Consider the following 16,388-nt stretch of genomic DNA (forward strand, 5'->3'; position numbering starts at 1 on the left):
TCTTCTTGAGCCGCTCCGGCAATGCCCGTAGCATGGCGGTCGGATTCGGAGGCACTCATGCTGAACCGCCGGTCGTTTTTGCATTTGGGAGCCGGGCTGGCCGCCACGATGGCCGTCTCACCCCGCCTGCTGGCCCAGTTGCCCAGCGAACCCCTGCCCTCCCCCGATCTCTATGGGCGCGACCAAGAGGCGTACTGGGCGGCCCTGCGCCGCCAGTTCCTCATCCCCGAGGACACCATCTACCTGAACAACGGCACCGTCGGCTCCAGCCCCATTCCGGTGCTCAAGGCCATCTTTGACGGCTACCAGGAGACCGAGAAGATGACGCAGGAGGATCCCGAGGACTACCCGATCTGGGGCTACGCGGCCTGGAACCAGTTCCGCGACCCGCTGGCCGCGTTCGTGGGCGCCACCCGCGATGAAATCGCCCTGCTGCGCAACGCCACAGAGGCCAATAGCTACATCGCCAACGGCGTGGACCTTAAAGCCGGGGATGAAGTCCTGATGAGCGACCAGGAGCACCCCGGCGGCGAGAATCCGTGGCAGCTTCGCGCCAAGCGCTACGGCATCGTAGTGAAGAAGTTCACGCTCCCCAAGCCGCCGAAGAATGCCGCTGAGATCCTGAACCTGATCAACGACGCCATCACGCCGCGGACGCGGGTGATTTTCGTCAGCCACATCACCACCGTCACGGGCGTCGTGTTGCCGGTGAAGGAGATCTGCGCGCTGGCGCGCTCCAGGGGCATCCTTTCGGCGCTCGACGGGGCGCACGTGCCGGGCATGATGCGCCTGAACATCGGCGAGATCGGCTGCGACTTCTACAGCGCCAGCCCGCACAAATGGCTGCAAGCGCCCAAGGGCAGCGGGTTCCTGTACGTCCGCAACGAGGTCATCGACCGAGTGTGGAACACCATCGCCACTGAAGGCTGGGACGACGTGAAGATCCGCGCCGAGCGCTTCCAGCGCATCGGGTCGTCGAATGTGCCGTCGCTTTGGGGTTTGAAGGCGTCCATCGAGTTTGCCGAAAAGATCGGCATGGAGCGCATCGAAAAGCGCCACCGGCAGATGGCCGATTACATCCACGCCAAGATGGTGAAGCGCGGGGCGGAGAGCTGGACCTCGCCCGATCCGGCGCTGCGATGCGGCATCGTTACGGTCAACGTGCCCGGCGTCGAGCGCATGAAGCTCGAGAACTGGCTATGGAAGCAGCACAAGGTGCGCATCCGCGGCGGCGACCCTTCGAAGCTCCGCCTCTCGACGCCCTACTACATCCTGCACAAGGACGTGGACCGGTTCGTGGAGAAGCTCGACGAGTACCGCAAGGCCCACGCGTAAGGTGGCAGGATGCAGGCGGCAGGATGCAGGGGGTAAGGCCAGCTCGCGGCTGGCGGCCGGGAGTCGGCGGCAAGTGGATACCCCTCCCCCCTATACCCTCTAGTGGAATCATGAGGTTACGGAGCGAGATCCCGGCCGGTCCCGGAATCTAAAGGACTTAGAGGTAAAGTCTCTTAGGCAAAGGACTTAGCTCTCATGGCAATGGACACGGGCGAATGGAATCAATGAGTTACGATATCCAATTCCCGCAAAGTCTAGTTGTGAAAGAACTTAGAGCGTATCGCCTGAGCGACCGTCATATTTGTTGCAGTGAGCTAATCAACACTATAATAGGTTAGCATTTGATTCGGGAGATTGTCAAGCCCGAAATTGCTGAACGGGTCGCAGCCTCGCCCACTTTTCGCTGCGCGAAAAATGGGGCACCCTCAGATTCCGTATTGGTGCGTGGGGCGTCAGCCACCCGGGCCACCCCGGAACCTAGTCGTAGTACTCCAGCCCCAGGTGCGTGATCAGCGCTTCGCCCTTCAGGTGGCGGAGCGTGTTCTTCAGCTTCATCAACTGGATAAACAGGTCGTGCTCGGGGTAGAGGCCCGGGGCGGTCATCGGCGACTTGAAGTAGAAGCTGAGCCATTCCTGGATGCCCAGGCGACGGAGGGCGGGGGCACGCTGGGCGAGGTCGAGGAAGAGGACGAGGTCGAGCACGATGGGAGCGGCCAGGATGGAGTCGCGGCAGAGGAAGTCCACCTTGATCTGCATGGGGTAGCCCAGCCAGCCGAAGATATCGATGTTATCCCAACCCTCTTTGTTGTCGCCCCGCGGCGGGTAGTAGTTGATGCGCACCTTGTGGTGGAAGCCCTGGTAGAGCGCGGGGTAAAGCTCGGGCTGGAGGATCTGCTCGAGGACGGAGAGCTTGGATTCTTCCTTGGTCTTGAACGATTCAGGGTCGTCGAGCACTTCGCCATCGCGGTTGCCCAGGATGTTGGTGGAGAACCAGCCGTGCAGGCCGATCATGCGGGCCTTGAAGCCGGGCGCGAGGATGGTCTTGAGCAGCGTCTGGCCGGTCTTGAAGTCCTTGCCGCAGATGGGGGCCTGGTGGCGGCGCGCCAGCTCGTGCATGGCGGGGATATCCACGGTGAGGTTGGGGGCGCCGTTGGCGAAGGGCACGCCTTCCTGCAGGGCGGCGTAGGCGTAGATCATCGAGGGCGCGATGCTGTCGTCGTTTTTCTGCAGCGCTTTTTCGAAAGCAGCGAGTGAGGCGTGCGCGGGGCCGGGCGTGAGGAAGACTTCCGTGGAGCCGCACCAGATCATCACCAGGCGGTCTGCGCCGGAGGTCTTCTGGAACTGGCGGATGTCTTCCCTCACCTGCTCGGCCAGTTCCATCTTGTTACGGCCCTTCTTGACGTTGGGGCCGTCGAGCTTCTTGACGTAGCGCCGGTCAAAAACCGCTTTGCGCGGCTTGATGGATTGCAGGAAGGGTTTGACCCGGTCCAAAAGTGACTGCTCGAGCACGCCGGCTTTGGAGGCGGCTACGTACATGTCGTCGGGGAAGATGTCCCAGCCGGTAAAGACCAGGTCAGGCAGGTTGGTGAGCGGGACGAAATCCTTGATGGCGGGAGTGCGCGCCTCGGTGCGCTTGCCCAGGCGAATAGTGCCCATCTGGGTGAGGGAGCCGATGGGGGCGGCCAGGCCGCGGCGGATGGCCTCGACGCCGGCGACAAAGGTGGTGGCGACGGCGCCCATGCCGGGAATCATCACACCCAGCTTGCCCCTGGCCGGGGCAATCGAGGCCGGGCGGCGGGCGTCCTTCTTCGGAGCGGAAACACGTGCCATGCGAGCGGGTCCTACCTAGTGAATTTGGACGGGATGGACAAACCAAGTATCTTCTCGTATCGAATGGGGATTTGCAAATTGGTGTTGCTCCTCAGGGGCTAAAGCCCGCATTCATGAGCGGCCTTTCGGCACGGCTGAAGCCGTGCCCTGATACGAATCGGTTTCTGGCCAGGAGCGCAACGTGGCAAACGCGAGGGTAGCGGTTATCACAGGGTCTTCGAGCGGCTTTGGGTTGCTGACGGCGGTAGAGATGGCGCGGCGGGGATATCGGGTCGTGGCGACCATGCGCAACCTGGAGCGGCGGGGGCTGCTGGACGAGGCGGCGGCCGAGGCGGGCGTCGCCGAGCGCATCGACGTGCGCCGGCTCGACGTCACCGAGACGCTGGCCGTCGGACAGGTGGTCGAAGGCATTGTGCGCGACTATGGGCGCATCGACGTGCTGGTGAACAACGCCGGGTTCGCCATGGCCGGGTTCATCGAGGACCTGAAGCTGGAAGAGATACGCGAGCAACTGGACACCAATTTCTTTGGTCATGTCGCCATGACCAAAGCGGTGCTACCGGTGATGCGGGTGCAGAGAAGCGGGCACATCCTGATGATCTCCTCCATCAATGGGCGGGCGGCGACGCCGGTGGTGAGTTCGTATTCGGCGTCGAAATGGGCGCTGGAAGGATGGAGCGAGGCGCTGCGCATGGAGATGCTGGCACTCGGCGTCAAAGTGGTGCTGATCGAGCCCGGCGCCTACAAGACCGACATTTGGGACCGCAACGCGAAGATCGGCGAGCGGGTGTTCGATCCCGCCTCGCCCAACGCGGAACGAGGGAGACGCTACGCGGAGTATGTGAAGACCAAGGTAGTCAAACGCGACGCGCGTGTAGTGGCCCGGAAGATCGCCGATATCGCGGATGATCCCAACCCGCGGCTGCGTTATCTGGTAGGCCCGGATGCGCACATGATGACGTGGATCAAGGCGCTATTGCCGTGGAAGGTGTATGAGCAGCTGATCACGAAAGCGATACGGGTCGCGTGAAACGTGGTGGCTACCCGGCTACTCTCGCCAAAAAAGCTACCCCAAGGTCCCTCGACTCGGGCTTCCCGCGCACGACCTTCCCCATCGCGCGATGCGCAATGGGGACGTTGCGTAAGCGCGCGGGTCCCTCCCTCGCTCGGGATGACTGCTAAAGGAGGGCATCGAATCGGCACGGCTAAGACCGTGCCCTGATACAAACCTTGGGAGTGGCCGTTGGCTCAGGTGCGAGAGCGGGCGAGGTGCTCGCGCGACAGCCAGCGAGGCGCTGCCGTTACTTCATGCTATGCGGCGCGCACGCGGTGCTTCCAGCGCGACCAGACGAACCAGATGGCTCCGGCGGCCAGCAGCACGCCAATGACGGCGTCGAACTCGTGGAAGTAGGGACCGAGGTAGTTCCAGTTTTCCCCCGCCTTCATTCCCAGCCAGGCGAGACCGAAGCACCACGGCCAGGAGCCGAGGAAGGTGTAAACGTGGAAAGGCACGCGGGGCATGCGGGCGATGCCGGCGGGCAGCGCGATAAAAGTCCGGATGACCGGCAGCAGGCGCGCGATGAACACCGCGGCGGAGCCATAGCGGGCGAAGAAGCGGTCGGCCCACTCGAGCTCGCGATGGCTGAGCAACACGTAGGCGCCGTACTTTTCGACCAGCGGCCGGCCGCCGTAGTAGCCCAGCTCGTAGGCGAGGACCGAGCCCACGTTGCAGCCGACGGCGCCGGCAGTAGCTACCCACCACAGGTTGAAGCGCCCCGTATACACCAGATAGCCGGAGAACGGCATGATGACTTCCGAAGGCAGCGGGATGCAGGCCGATTCGATGGCCATGAGGATCACGATGCCCAGATATCCCGTGCTTGAGATGGTCCAGATAACGAAGCTGCTCAGCCAGCCGAGGACGCGGGCGATCATGCGCGGCGGCCCGGGGCTCCGCGATGGTGCGGAGCAGAAGCAATAAGGGTGAGGACCTGCGGGATGGCCACCATCGATGGCCCGTCAGAACTCCTGGGATTCCTGCGTGTAGGTGTAGCCGGGCAGGGTGAAGCCGTCGGCGGTCTTTTCCACTTTGACGCGGACAGTATCGCCGGAAGCGGCGCTGGCGTCGGCGGTGCGCAGCATGGCGAACTGCGCGAACACTTCCTTGTAGAGCTTGGTGACCAGGTAGTTGCGGCCGTCGGAGTCGTTGCGCCAGACCTGGCCGAGCTGAATGGCTTTCACCGACATCGCCTCCAGACTAACCAGCGGCGGGCGCCGCGTCAATCGCAAGCGGCGGCCGCTAGAATACCGAGCCTGACACCTGCGGTCCCGGAGAGTCCGGTACCCGACGGCACATGGGCGGGTGGATTGTCTACTTCTCTGGCGAATAGGCGGGCAGCGTGCCGGAGAGCAGTTCGCCCAGGCGTCCGGCGGACACGCGCAGGCCGACGTAGAAGTGGCCGAACAGAGCGTAGACGGCGCTGACTTCGTCGAAGCGCATTTCGTAGATGAGCTTTTTGAAGATGAGCGGGTCGTCGGCAAAGAGGTCGACGCCCCACTCCCAGTCGTCGAAGCCGATGGAGCCGGTGATGATCTGGCGTACGGTGCCGGCGTAGCGGCGGCCGACCAGGCCGTGCTCCTCCATCTGGCGGGCGCGCTCCTCGATGGGAAGTGTGTACCAGTTCTTGTGCTCGCCGCGACGGCGGTCCATGGGATAGAAGCAGATGTAGCGTGCCGCCGGAATCTCCGGATAGAGACGCGGGCGCATGGCCTCCTTCTGGCGCTCAAGGGTCTCTTCAATGATGGCCTTCCACTCCGGTGAGTGCGGCTCGACCCCTTGCTCCTGCAATTGCCGATAGAGTTTGGTGGAGGAGTCGTAAAGACCGAGCTCGATGACCGAGAGGTAGGAAGTGGCGGGTTCAAGGAAGTCCCACAGGCGCAGGCCGGAGAGGGCGAGCTCGGCTTGCTTGAGCTGGTCGAAGGAATCGCGGAAGTGCACCAGCATGAGATCGCCCTTGTGGCCCAGCAGCGAGTAGAGAGCGCTGTTCGAGCGCTCCAGAGCGGTCAGGGTGGCGGAGGCTTCGTCGACAATGGCGGACTTGTCGGCCTGCGGCAGTTCACGCCACGCCGACCAGCGGAAACGCAGCATCTGGTGCAGGACGCTTGAGCCTTCAAGGGTCAGCGGGACGGCGAACAGCTCGCCCTGCGCCGCCGGAACCGCGAGTCTGCTACGCGATGCCATGGGTGCTCCGTACGAAAGTTACAATTGTACCGGCTCGGCGGGAAGTCGTGAATCCGGCCGGATCGCGCAAGGGTTGGAAGGATAAGCGGAGACGTTGCAAGCAACGTCTCTACGAACGGAACTGGAGAAGCCCGTACATGGCGAGAGGAATGGTGACCCGGCAGCCGTCGCGCAGCGGACGCCATGAGCGTGTGGCACGGCCTTCCGACGGAACACGCCGATCGGTCAAGGGGATGCCGGCACAAGCGTCACGGACCATCGCGCTTCACTGGCCCAAGGGGAAGCCAAGAGCCGGCGGGAAGTACGATCCGGTGGCGCCGGAGCGCATCCGGGAGATTCTCAAGCGGCTCGACCAGGACTATCCCGGCGCGACCTGTGCTCTGGAGCACAGGAGCGCCTGGGACCTGCTGGTGGCCACGATCCTCTCCGCCCAATGCACAGACGTGCGCGTGAACAAGGTGACGCCGCTGCTCTTCGCAAAATACCCCAGCGTCCGGCATTTCGCGGCGCTCAAGCCGGAAGAGCTGGAGCCGGATATCCGCTCGACGGGGTTTTTCCGCAATAAGTCCAAGTCCATCGTGGGAGCGGCGCAGCGCGTGGTGAGCGCGTACGGCGGGAAAGTCCCGGACACAATGGAAGAGCTGCTGACGCTGCCGGGCGTGGCCCGCAAGACGGCGAACGTCGTCCTCGGGACGTGGTTCAAGAAGGCCGTGGGCGTGGTGGTGGATACGCACGTGCAGCGCATTGCGCGGCGGCTGGAGCTAACAAAAGAGACCGACGCGGCCAAGATCGAGCAGGATCTGATGCGCGTGATCCCGCGGGAGAAGTGGATCGAGTTCGCCCACCAACTGATCTGGCACGGGCGCAAGGTGTGCGTGGCCCGCAAGCCGCGCTGCGTCGAGTGCCGCCTGGAGAACCTGTGCCACGCCGCCGACAAGACCTGGTCCACGGTCGAGGTGCACAAGGCGGCGAAGCCGTAGGAATCAAACTGTGAGCAAGTCCCATGGCTCCGGACGCATCTTCTGCATCATCAGTGCCTGCCTGGTTTTTTGGAGTTCCCTCGCGGCACTCATGATGATCAAAAGCGCTGACGCGGCGCTGTTGTTCATCGCCAGCTTCTGGGCCAGTGTTGCCTTGATGGCCTGGACGCAGGTGCCGCAACAGCTACAAGTCAGGCGACTGAGCTTTCTGCTTGTTTTACAGCAAGTCACTTTCTGGGCCTCGATGGCCGCCAAGCTTCTCGGCTCGCAAGCGGTTCACCGGGTCCTGATAGGAGTGTCTCTGCTCTCGATCGTGGCGCTTTCCGTTTACATTCGTTTGCAGGTACGACAGCAACCACGGCAGGCTGGCCAGGACTGAGTAGCCGCAGGTAGTCAGAGAGACCAGTCCCTTCCTACCCGGACCAGAGAATCCACCAAGCCCGGAATCGTGAACGATCTCGCCTGCACGTGCGCCCGCAGTCCCAGTTCGCGCAGGGTTCCGGTGGTTACCGGCCCGATGGACGCGAGCCGGATTCCCTTCAGCCAGCGGCGCGCGCGCTGCTTGCCGCCCAGGAGCGCAACCAGATTGCGGGCCGTCGAGGAGCTGGTGAAGGTGACGAAGTGAGGGCGCCGGTTCGCATCCCGCAGCAGGGCATGCAGGCGCGTGCGAGAGCCCGCCGGCGCTACCGTGCGGTAGGCCTCGACCACCTGAACCTGCGCGCCGGCACGACGCAGTTGGCGCGGGATCACGTCCCGGGCGACTCGCGCGCGGACCAGCAACACACGCTTCCCTGCCACGCGGTGGCGTAGCGCCCGCACCACGGCTTCGGCGACATATTCGCGTGGCATCACGCTCACACGTAAGCCTCGCTCCTGAATCGCCCTGCGGGTGGCCGGTCCAATGGCGGCCACGTGCAGGCCCCGGAGCCGAGCGGGAGAAATGCGCAGCTTTCGCAATCGTGCGAACAGCGCTTCCACTCCATTCACGCTGGTCAGGATGAGCCAATCCTGCTGATTCAAGCGACGAAGCGCACCATCCAGGCGGCGAAAGGAACGCGGAGGGCGAATCTCGATGCTGGGTATCTCGAGGACGGTGGCGCCTTCGCGGCGCAGGGCGCTGGAGAGCGATCCTGCCTGGTGACGCGCGCGGGTCACCAGGATGCGGCAACCGGCAAGCTTCCCGCGCGTTCTCCTCGCTCCGCTCACGGCTGTTGCGGCACCGCGGCGGAGGCGCCGTAAACGTCGCGCAGAATCTCAGCCGCGCCTTTCTGCAGCAGGCGCTGGCCGACGCTGCGTCCTAACTCTTCCGCGTCCGGGCCGTTAGCCGTCTCACGCAAGACGGCGGAGCCGTCCGGCCGGGCGACCACAGCGGTCAGGCGCAGGCCGTCGCCGTCCGGTTCGGCGCAGGCCCCGATGGGCACCTGGCAGCCTCCGCCGAGAGTTCGAAGCAAAGCGCGCTCGCAGAGGACCGCGTGCCGCGAGGCCGGATGATCCAGGAACTCAAGCAGGGCGAGCGTTTCCCTGTCCGCAGCCCGGGCTTCGACGGCCAACGCTCCCTGGCCAGCCGCAGGACACATGGTGGCGATCGGCAGCACCTCGCGCACAACCTGGGTACGGCCCAGGCGCTTCACGCCGGCAGCGGCCAGCAGGATGGCATCGAATTCACCGGCTTCCAGCTTGCGCAGGCGCGTATCCACATTGCCGCGCAGCGGATGAACCACCAGGTCAGCACGCAGGGCACGCACTTGCGCTTCGCGGCGCAGACTGCTGGTGCCCACCCGCGCTCCCTGCGGGAGGTCGAGCAGTCGAGCGAAGCGCTTGGAAACAAAGACGTCGCGCGGGTCTTCCCTCTCCATCACCGCGGCCAGCGTGAAATCCGGCAGCAGGTCGGTGGGCAGATCTTTCAGACTGTGCACGGCAAGCTGCACCCGGCCTTCCGCCAGCGCTTCCTCGATCTCCTTGATGAACATGCCCTTGGTGCCCACGCGGGCGAGAGCGACATCGGTGATCTTGTCGCCGGTGGTGCGGATGACTTCGATCTCGACGTCGTGCCCGCGCTGGCGCAGCAAGCCGGCCACGTGGTTGGCCTGCCAGAGCGCGAGTTGCGAACCGCGGGAGCCGATGCGCAGGCGCGCCATTACGCCTTGGGTCCCGGGTTCTGGTCACGCAGGTTGAACAGCCGCCGGACGACGTCAACGAGCGTCGTAGCCTCGGGCTGCCCGGCCGCGCTTTTCAGGGTGGTGACGGGCGTGTGCAGAACCTTGTTGACGATTCCGCGGGTTAGGGTTTCGATGGCGCTCTCCTGCTCCGGAGTCAGTTTGCCCAGCCGCCCGCGTACGCGGTCGATCTCCGCCTGGCGAATGGCTTCCAGGTGGTCCTGCAGCGAAACGATGGTGGGAACCACCTGCAGCGTTTCCAGGCGGGCGTGGAAGCGCGCCACTTCCGTCTCGATGATGCTCTCGGCGCGCTCGGCCTCGCGGCGGCGGCCTTCGACGTGCGAGGCCACGATTGCGCCCAGGTCGTCGATGTCGTAGACGAAGATGCCATCCAGCTTGTTCATTTCCGGATCGACGTCGCGGGGCACAGCGATATCAATGAAAAACATGGGACGGTTCTTGCGCCGTGCCAGGAATAGCTCGCCGTGCTCGCGCCGGAAGATGTGGTGGGGCGCGCCGGTGGAGGTGATGATGATGTCGGCACGGTCGGCGGTGTCGTAGAGCTGCTCGAAGAGCATGGCCTGGCCGCCGATGCGGGCGGCCATTTCCAGGGCGCGCTCGTGGGTGCGGTTGGCAACGAAGATAGCGTCCGCGCCCTGCGCCTTCAGGTGACGCGCCGCCAGTTCGCTCATCTTGCCGGCCCCCACCAGGTAGACGTGCTTGCCCCGCAGGCTGCCGAAGATCTTTCCAGCCAGCTCCACGGCTGCGGAGGCCACCGAGACCGAGGAGCTGCCCACCGCGGTCTCGGTGCGCACACGCTTGGCCACGGCGAAAGCGCGGGTCATCAGCGCATCCAGGTGCGAGTGCACGGCCCCGACGGCCCGCGCCAGAGCGTAGGACTCTTTCACCTGTCCCAGAACCTGGGGTTCGCCCACCACCATGGAATCGAGACTGGCGGCAACCCGGAACACGTGGCGCACCGCGTCCATGTCCTCGTACTCGTAAAGGTGCGGCTCGTAGGCGGCAAGATCCACCTGGAAGAAATCAGCGAGGAAGCCGCGCAGGTCGGCGCGGCCGTTGGTGCACCGCGTGAGGAGTTCGACGCGATTGCAGGTGGAAAGCACCAGCCCTTCGTCCACGCCGGGATGTACGGCGAGGCGGCGCATGGCTTCCGGCAGGCGGGATTCGGGGACGGCCAGCCGTTCCCGCACCGCTACCGGAGCCGTGCGATGGTTGACGCCGAGGAGCTGGAACTTCATGGCGTGAACCGGTGCACCTCGCTGAAGTAGTTGGCCGCCCAAGCGCCGACTGCCACGACGAAGGCCGCGGTGGAGAGGAAGGCCGCCCGCCGTCCCCGCCAGCCGGCGCTCCAGCGCGTGTAAAGCAGGATCATGTAGAGCGCCCACATCACCAGCGACAGCAGCACCTTGGGATCGAGCAGATACGAGGGTCCGAACTGTTGCGCCGCCACCACCGAGCCCGCCAGCAGGCCCAGGGTCATGAAGGGGAAGCCGAGCAGCAGCGAGCGGTAGCCGATTTCGTCGATGACCTCCAGCGCGGGCAGGCGGGCCAGGATTCCCTCCGTGCGTTTGGCCTTGAGGCTGCGCTCCTGCAGCAGGTAGAGCAAGCTGGCCGCGAAACTCAGGAACAGCGCCGCGTATCCGGTGAAGATCAGGGCGATGTGGGTAACGATCCAGCCGCTGCGCATCAGGGGCGAAGCGAACTCCGGCGGCTGCTGCCCGATGGCGGACGAAAAAGTCAGCAGGAAGGCCAGCGGGAAGACGAAGATGCCCGGCGCGGTGGTCTGGTAGCGCCAGTAGACGGCGAAGAAAAACAGCATCACCAGGAAGGCCAGCAGCGACTCCGAATGATAGAGCGAAACCGGCGTCCACTGGCCCGTGGCCATGGCCGCTTCCGCCAGAGAAACAAAGTGGAACACCACGCCCGTGGCGACCGCGGGAATGGTGAGCCGGACCAGCGCGCGGCCCCGGCCCGTGAGCGTGAGCAGGGCGTACAGCAGGCCAAAACCGTAAAAAACCAGCGCGACTCGCAGCCAGAAGAGAGGCATCGACTCCATTGATTATAAGGCCGGAGGCCGGGGCAGTCCGGTTACTCCAAACCGAGGGCCCCGAGAAGGTCTTCGATATCGGCAGCGTCGATGCGCAGCCGGCGCCCCTGGTCGCGCATGTGCTCGATCTGGTCGAAGGCGCGAAACAGGCGCATCTTGCCCGCGGCGTACTGTTCGGTTTCCGTCAACGCCCGGCCGTGCGTCCCCTCCCAAGCTCGGAGCGCTTCCGGCTTGAGGAAGACGCTGACTGCGAACGTGGTCTTGCGGTCTGCGCTGACATCGAAAATGAATTCGGTAGCCGGAGCTTCCGGTTCGCCTTCCAGCGCCGCGCGCTTACCGACGAAGTAGTACTGGTAGACATACCCCGTTTCACCGGTGTACGTCTTCATGCGGCGGACGGTCATGGAAATCTCGTCATGGAGTCATGTGGTCGTCTCGTCATCGAAAACGGATGCTTGGACCACACAATTCTACCGGCACGGGGCTTTACAGATGACGCGATGACTAGATGACCGGATGACCACCTGCCTCAGTATCCCTTCAGCTTGTCCACCATGCCGAGAAGCGCTTCTCCGGCCAGGTAGCGCCGCAGGTTCTCGCGCATGAGCGCGTAGTGGCGCTCCCAGAGCTTTTCCGTGACGGCCGCGGTGTGAGGCGTGATGAGCAGGTTGTCCAACTCCCAGAGCGGCGACTCTGGCGGCAACGGCTCGACAGAAAAGACATCCAGCGCCGCGCCCGCGATCTTCTTCCGGCGCAAAGCATCCGCCAAGGCGGCTTCGTCCACCAGTTGCCCGCGGCTGACGTTGATGAGACAAGCGTCCGGCTTCATGTGCGCCAGCCGCTCCGCGTCGAACAAGAATTGGGTAGCGCTGGTGATGGGCGCGGCAATCACCACATAGTCCGCCTGCGCCAGCATGCGGTCGGTCTCCGCGGGGCCGTGGACGGCGTCTGCGCCATCGCTTCCCTTCTGCGGATGCTCGCGCACTGCGACCACGCGCATGCCCAGCGCCCTGGCACGCTTCGCGACCTCGCGTCCGATCGAGCCCAGTCCGATCAATCCCAGCGTGGCGTCCTGGACCTCGCGCGGCCGGGGACGCTCCTGCCACATTTCCTGCTGGCCCCACACGTGCCGCTGCTGGCATCGCATGGCCGAGGGCAGCCGCTTGGCCAGTGCCAGCACCAGCGCAATAGCGTGCTCGGCGACCACCGGCCCGTGTACCTCGCGGGCGTTGGTGAGCACGACGGCGCTGGCAATCATCTCCGGAAATATCAATTGGTGGACGGCCGCGGCCGGAGAATGGACCCAGCGGAGCGTGCGGGCTGCCGCGAGCTGCTGCGGACGCAGCGACCAGCCGAACAGCACCTCGGCGTCCACGATTTCACGATCGAGCCCTTCATAGCCGCCCAGATCCCGGAAGGACACTTTAGGGAAATCCCGACCCAACCGCTCCGCCAGCCAGGCGGGTGCGTTCCAGAGCTCGAAGGGATGGCTGAGGGCGATCACGACCTTCATGCCCGTTCCCTCAGGTCTTGTCCTTGTCCAGCGGAATGCGAAGGTCTTTGCCGGTCATTTCCTGGGGCTGGGGTATGCCCAGCAAGCCGAGCACCGTGGGCGAGATGTCCTGCAACGCGCCGTCATTGCGCAGGCGGAACCGGTTACGGTTCTCGGCCACGACAATGAGCGGCACCGGGTTGGTGGTGTGCGCGGTGTGCGGCCCGCCGGTAACGGGATCGATCATCTGCTCGGCGTTGCCGTGGTCGGCGGTGACCATCAGCGCTCCGCCGCGCGCCCGCAGCGCCTGGTAGATACGCCCCAGGCAGGAGTCCACGGTTTCTACCGCGCGCACGGTGGGCTCGATTTGACCGGAATGTCCGACCATGTCGGCGTTGGCGAAGTTCACGATGATCACGTCGAACGTGCCGCCTTCGATGGCCTTCACCACCTCATCGGCGATCCCGGCAGCGCTCATCTCCGGCTTCAGGTCGTAGGTCGCGACCTTGGGCGACGGCACCAGGATGCGCTCTTCCCCGGGAAACGGCTTCTCCACCCCGCCGTTGAAAAAATAGGTGACGTGGGCGTACTTCTCCGTCTCTGCCACGCGCAGATTGCGGAAGCCCTGGTTGCCCATGATGTTGGCCAGGATGTTCTCCAGCGACTCCGGCGGTACCACGACCGGCAGCGTGAACTTCTTGTCGTACTGCGTCATGCAGACGTACTTGAGACTGCGGGGGACGCGATCGCGGGGAATCTCAGCGTCGAGGCCGGCGGCGTCGGGCAGGTCGAGACCGTTTTCCGCGGTCAGCCCGCTGTTGCGTGCCAGCGCGCGCGTGATCTGGCGTACACGGTCGGCGCGGAAATTGAAACAGATGCAGGCGTCCTCGTCGCGGATGCGGCCCAGCGGTTCGCCGCGGTTGTCGGTCACGACGAAGGGCACGATGAACTCGTCGGTGACCCCGCGATGATATGAATCCTTCACGCCCTGCACGGGATCGATGTAGCGGCCGGCCTCTCCGTCGCCCGCGACCATGGCGGAGAATGCCTTGTGGATGCGCGGCCAGCGCCGGTCGCGATCCATGGCGTAGTAGCGGCCGTTCACCGTGGCGACTTTGCCTACCCCGATTTCGCGCATCTTCTGCTGCAACTGCTGGATGTAGCCGGCGCCGCTGGTGGGCAGGGTGTCGCGCCCGTCCATGAAGCAGTGCACGAACACGCGATCCACGCCGTTCCGCCTGGCCAGGCGCAGCAGCGCGTAGAGGTGGTTCTGATGCGAGTGCACGCCGCCGTCGGAAAGCAGGCCGAACAGGTGCAGGCGCCGGCCGCCGGAGCGAGCGTGCTTGACGGCGTCCAGGAGCACTGGGTGAGAAAAGAAATCGCCGCTTTCGATCATGCGGTCGATGCGGGTGATGTCCATGTACACGATGCGCCCGGCGCCGATGTTCAGGTGCCCGACTTCGCTGTTGCCCATCTGTCCCTCGGGCAAACCTACGTAGCGTCCGCTGGTGTGGATAAGAGTGTTGGGATACTCCGCCAGCAGCCGGTCGTAGTTGGGCTTGCGGGCGAGCGAGATGGCGTTGGCCTTCGAGGGCGGAGCGTAACCCCAGCCGTCGAGGATCACGAGAACCAGTGGCTTGGGTCGGGCCATGCGAAGTCCGCTCTTCAGGCGGCTTCCCCGCCGTAGTTCACCGCCTCGATCCCCAGGAACCGGGCCGCACGGCCCAGTTCTTCCTCGATCCGCAGCAACTGGTTGTACTTGGCGATGCGGTCGGTGCGCGAGGTCGAGCCGGTCTTGATCTGGCCGGCGCCGGTGGCCACGGCCAGGTCGGCGATGAAGGTGTCTTCGGTTTCGCCGGAGCGATGCGAGATGACCGCCGTGTAGCCGTTGCCGTGCGCCATCTCGATGGCGTCGAGCGTCTCACTCACCGTTCCGATCTGGTTCACTTTGATGAGGATGGCGTTGGCCACGCCCTGCTCGATGCCGCGCTCGAGCCGCTCCGTGCTGGTGACAAACAGGTCGTCACCCACGAGCTGGATGCGGTCGCCCAGTTCGTCGGTCAGCATCTTCCAACCTTCCCAGTCGTCCTCGGCCAGGCCGTCCTCGAGTGACACGATGGGGTATTGCTTCGCCCAGTCCGCATAGAAGCGCACCATCTGTTCGCTGGTCTTTACCGATTTATCTGATTTTTTGAAAACGTATTTGCCCTCGGAGAAGAATTCGCTCGCGGCCGGGTCGAGTGCGATAGCAATCTGTTCGCCCGCCTTGTAGCCGGCCGCCTGGACGGCTTCCAGAATCAACTCGATGGCTTCGACGTTCGATTTCAGCGAAGGAGCGAAGCCGCCCTCATCGCCCACGGCCGTGTTGTAGCCGCGCTTCTTGAGCACGCCCTTCAAGGTGTGGAAGGTCTCCGCGCCCCAGCGCAGCGCCTCATGAAACGAAGACGCGCCCACCGGCATGACCATGAATTCCTGGAAGTCCACGTTGTTGTCGGCGTGGGCGCCGCCGTTGAGGATGTTCATCATGGGCACGGGCAACAGGCTGGCATTCAGGCCGCCAAGATAGCGATAGAGCGGAACGCCGAGCTGCGCTGCCGCCGCGCGCGCTGCCGCCATGCTCACCGCCAAGATGGCATTGGCGCCGAAGCCGGACTTGTTGCGCGTACCGTCCAGTTCGAGCATGCGCTCGTCGAGCCGGCGCTGCTCAAAAGCGTCCATGCCCTCGAGCGCCGGCCCCAGCTCGCGACGCACGTTCTCCACCGCTTTCTGCACGCCCTTGCCCAGGTAGCGGTGCTTGTCGCCGTCGCGCAGCTCTACCGCTTCGTGCTCGCCCGTAGAGGCTCCGCTGGGGACGGCGGCACGCCCCATGGCGCCAGAACTCAGGATCACGTCGGCCTCCACAGTGGGGTTGCCGCGCGAGTCCAGAACCTCGCGCGCGCGGATGGCGGCAATCGCAGTCGGATTGGAGTTCTTCATCGCGCCTCCCGGAAGGGGCCGATTATATGCTACGGCCACCGCCTGGCGGCGCGCCGCGCCGCGGCGGAGGATTTGTTCCAAAGCGGAGGAGCTCCCCGGAGTTGTCTTGCTTGGTTCCACAGATTTCTTTGGCTATTGTCCTGGTTTCAGGGGTGTTTTACAGTCGGCGCCAGATGGCTCTCTCCTCCGAGACCCTCGCGGTCGGCGACCGCGCGCCGGATTTCACCCTGGCGGCGGCAAATCGCCCTGGCCAATTCTCGCTGTCGGCTGAACTCGCCCGCGGCCCCGTGATCCTGGAATTCCTGCGAGG

16 protein-coding genes are annotated in these 16,388 nt (G+C 64.5%); 4 read left to right on the top strand and 12 right to left on the bottom strand.

The window, feature by feature from the left end; all coding sequences use genetic code 11:
- Positions 1-57: 57 nt before the first annotated feature.
- Positions 58-1,335 (top strand): aminotransferase class V-fold PLP-dependent enzyme, encoded by a 1,278-nt coding sequence (locus VNK82_06585; protein HXE90615.1) that lies wholly within the window; start codon positions 58-60, stop codon positions 1,333-1,335.
- A gap of 477 nt (positions 1,336-1,812) precedes the next feature.
- On the opposite strand, the gene VNK82_06590 is transcribed toward VNK82_06585, so the two are convergent.
- Complete coding sequence (locus VNK82_06590; GenBank protein ID HXE90616.1) at positions 1,813-3,165, bottom strand: inositol-3-phosphate synthase; 1,353 nt, start codon at positions 3,163-3,165, stop codon at positions 1,813-1,815.
- Between the two features lie 181 nt (positions 3,166-3,346).
- Here VNK82_06590 and VNK82_06595 point away from each other — a divergent pair, with 181 nt between their 5' ends.
- A complete protein-coding gene (locus tag VNK82_06595; protein HXE90617.1) occupies positions 3,347-4,195 on the top strand; it encodes an SDR family oxidoreductase in 849 nt (282 codons plus the stop codon).
- 281 nt (positions 4,196-4,476) lie between these two features.
- Here the strand turns inward: VNK82_06595 and VNK82_06600 are convergent, their stop codons facing one another.
- From VNK82_06600 to hemQ, 3 genes are all read right to left on the bottom strand, one after another.
- Positions 4,477-5,100 carry a DedA family protein gene (locus VNK82_06600; protein HXE90618.1) on the bottom strand — a complete coding sequence of 208 codons (624 nt, stop codon included), beginning with the start codon at positions 5,098-5,100 and terminating at the stop codon, positions 4,477-4,479.
- 84 nt (positions 5,101-5,184) lie between these two features.
- Positions 5,185-5,412 carry a hypothetical protein gene (locus tag VNK82_06605; protein ID HXE90619.1) on the bottom strand — a complete coding sequence of 76 codons (228 nt, stop codon included), beginning with the start codon at positions 5,410-5,412 and terminating at the stop codon, positions 5,185-5,187.
- 124 nt (positions 5,413-5,536) lie between these two features.
- The gene (hemQ, locus tag VNK82_06610) at positions 5,537-6,406 is read right to left on the bottom strand and encodes a hydrogen peroxide-dependent heme synthase (protein ID HXE90620.1); all 870 of its coding nucleotides are present in this window, start codon (positions 6,404-6,406) and stop codon (positions 5,537-5,539) included.
- A 137-nt stretch (positions 6,407-6,543) separates the two neighbouring features.
- Between hemQ and nth the strand changes: the two genes are divergently transcribed.
- On the top strand, positions 6,544-7,386 hold the full coding sequence (nth, locus tag VNK82_06615; protein ID HXE90621.1) for an endonuclease III: 843 nt from the start codon (positions 6,544-6,546) through the stop codon (positions 7,384-7,386).
- Between the two features lie 10 nt (positions 7,387-7,396).
- Entirely contained in the window at positions 7,397-7,765 is a 369-nt protein-coding gene (locus VNK82_06620; protein ID HXE90622.1) for a hypothetical protein, read from the top strand.
- Between the two features lie 14 nt (positions 7,766-7,779).
- Here VNK82_06620 and VNK82_06625 read toward each other — a convergent pair whose 3' ends face one another.
- The 8 genes from VNK82_06625 to eno all read right to left on the bottom strand — a co-directional run bounded on the left by VNK82_06625 (position 7,780) and on the right by eno (position 16,078).
- Complete coding sequence (locus VNK82_06625; protein HXE90623.1) at positions 7,780-8,592, bottom strand: uroporphyrinogen-III synthase; 813 nt, start codon at positions 8,590-8,592, stop codon at positions 7,780-7,782.
- The gene (gene hemC, locus VNK82_06630; GenBank protein HXE90624.1) at positions 8,589-9,524 is read right to left on the bottom strand and encodes a hydroxymethylbilane synthase; all 936 of its coding nucleotides are present in this window, start codon (positions 9,522-9,524) and stop codon (positions 8,589-8,591) included. The genes VNK82_06625 and hemC overlap by 4 nt, the downstream gene beginning before the upstream one ends.
- Complete coding sequence (gene hemA, locus VNK82_06635; protein HXE90625.1) at positions 9,524-10,801, bottom strand: glutamyl-tRNA reductase; 1,278 nt, start codon at positions 10,799-10,801, stop codon at positions 9,524-9,526. Before hemA ends, hemC begins: the two co-directional genes overlap by 1 nt.
- Entirely contained in the window at positions 10,798-11,610 is an 813-nt protein-coding gene (ccsA, locus tag VNK82_06640) for a cytochrome c biogenesis protein CcsA (protein HXE90626.1), read from the bottom strand. Before ccsA ends, hemA begins: the two co-directional genes overlap by 4 nt.
- A gap of 41 nt (positions 11,611-11,651) precedes the next feature.
- Positions 11,652-12,014: a hypothetical protein gene (locus VNK82_06645; GenBank protein ID HXE90627.1), complete on the bottom strand. Its 363-nt coding sequence runs from the start codon at positions 12,012-12,014 to the stop codon at positions 11,652-11,654.
- Between the two features lie 125 nt (positions 12,015-12,139).
- Positions 12,140-13,123, bottom strand: coding sequence for a D-2-hydroxyacid dehydrogenase (locus VNK82_06650; protein HXE90628.1), 984 nt, complete (start codon positions 13,121-13,123; stop codon positions 12,140-12,142).
- Between the two features lie 10 nt (positions 13,124-13,133).
- Complete coding sequence (gene gpmI, locus VNK82_06655; protein ID HXE90629.1) at positions 13,134-14,753, bottom strand: 2,3-bisphosphoglycerate-independent phosphoglycerate mutase; 1,620 nt, start codon at positions 14,751-14,753, stop codon at positions 13,134-13,136.
- A gap of 14 nt (positions 14,754-14,767) precedes the next feature.
- Positions 14,768-16,078 (bottom strand): phosphopyruvate hydratase, encoded by a 1,311-nt coding sequence (gene eno, locus VNK82_06660; protein HXE90630.1) that lies wholly within the window; start codon positions 16,076-16,078, stop codon positions 14,768-14,770.
- Positions 16,079-16,388 lie beyond the last annotated feature (310 nt).

The sequence above is a fragment of the Terriglobales bacterium genome (genome assembly GCA_035573675.1).
Lineage (GTDB): Bacteria > Acidobacteriota > Terriglobia > Terriglobales > Acidobacteriaceae > DATMAB01.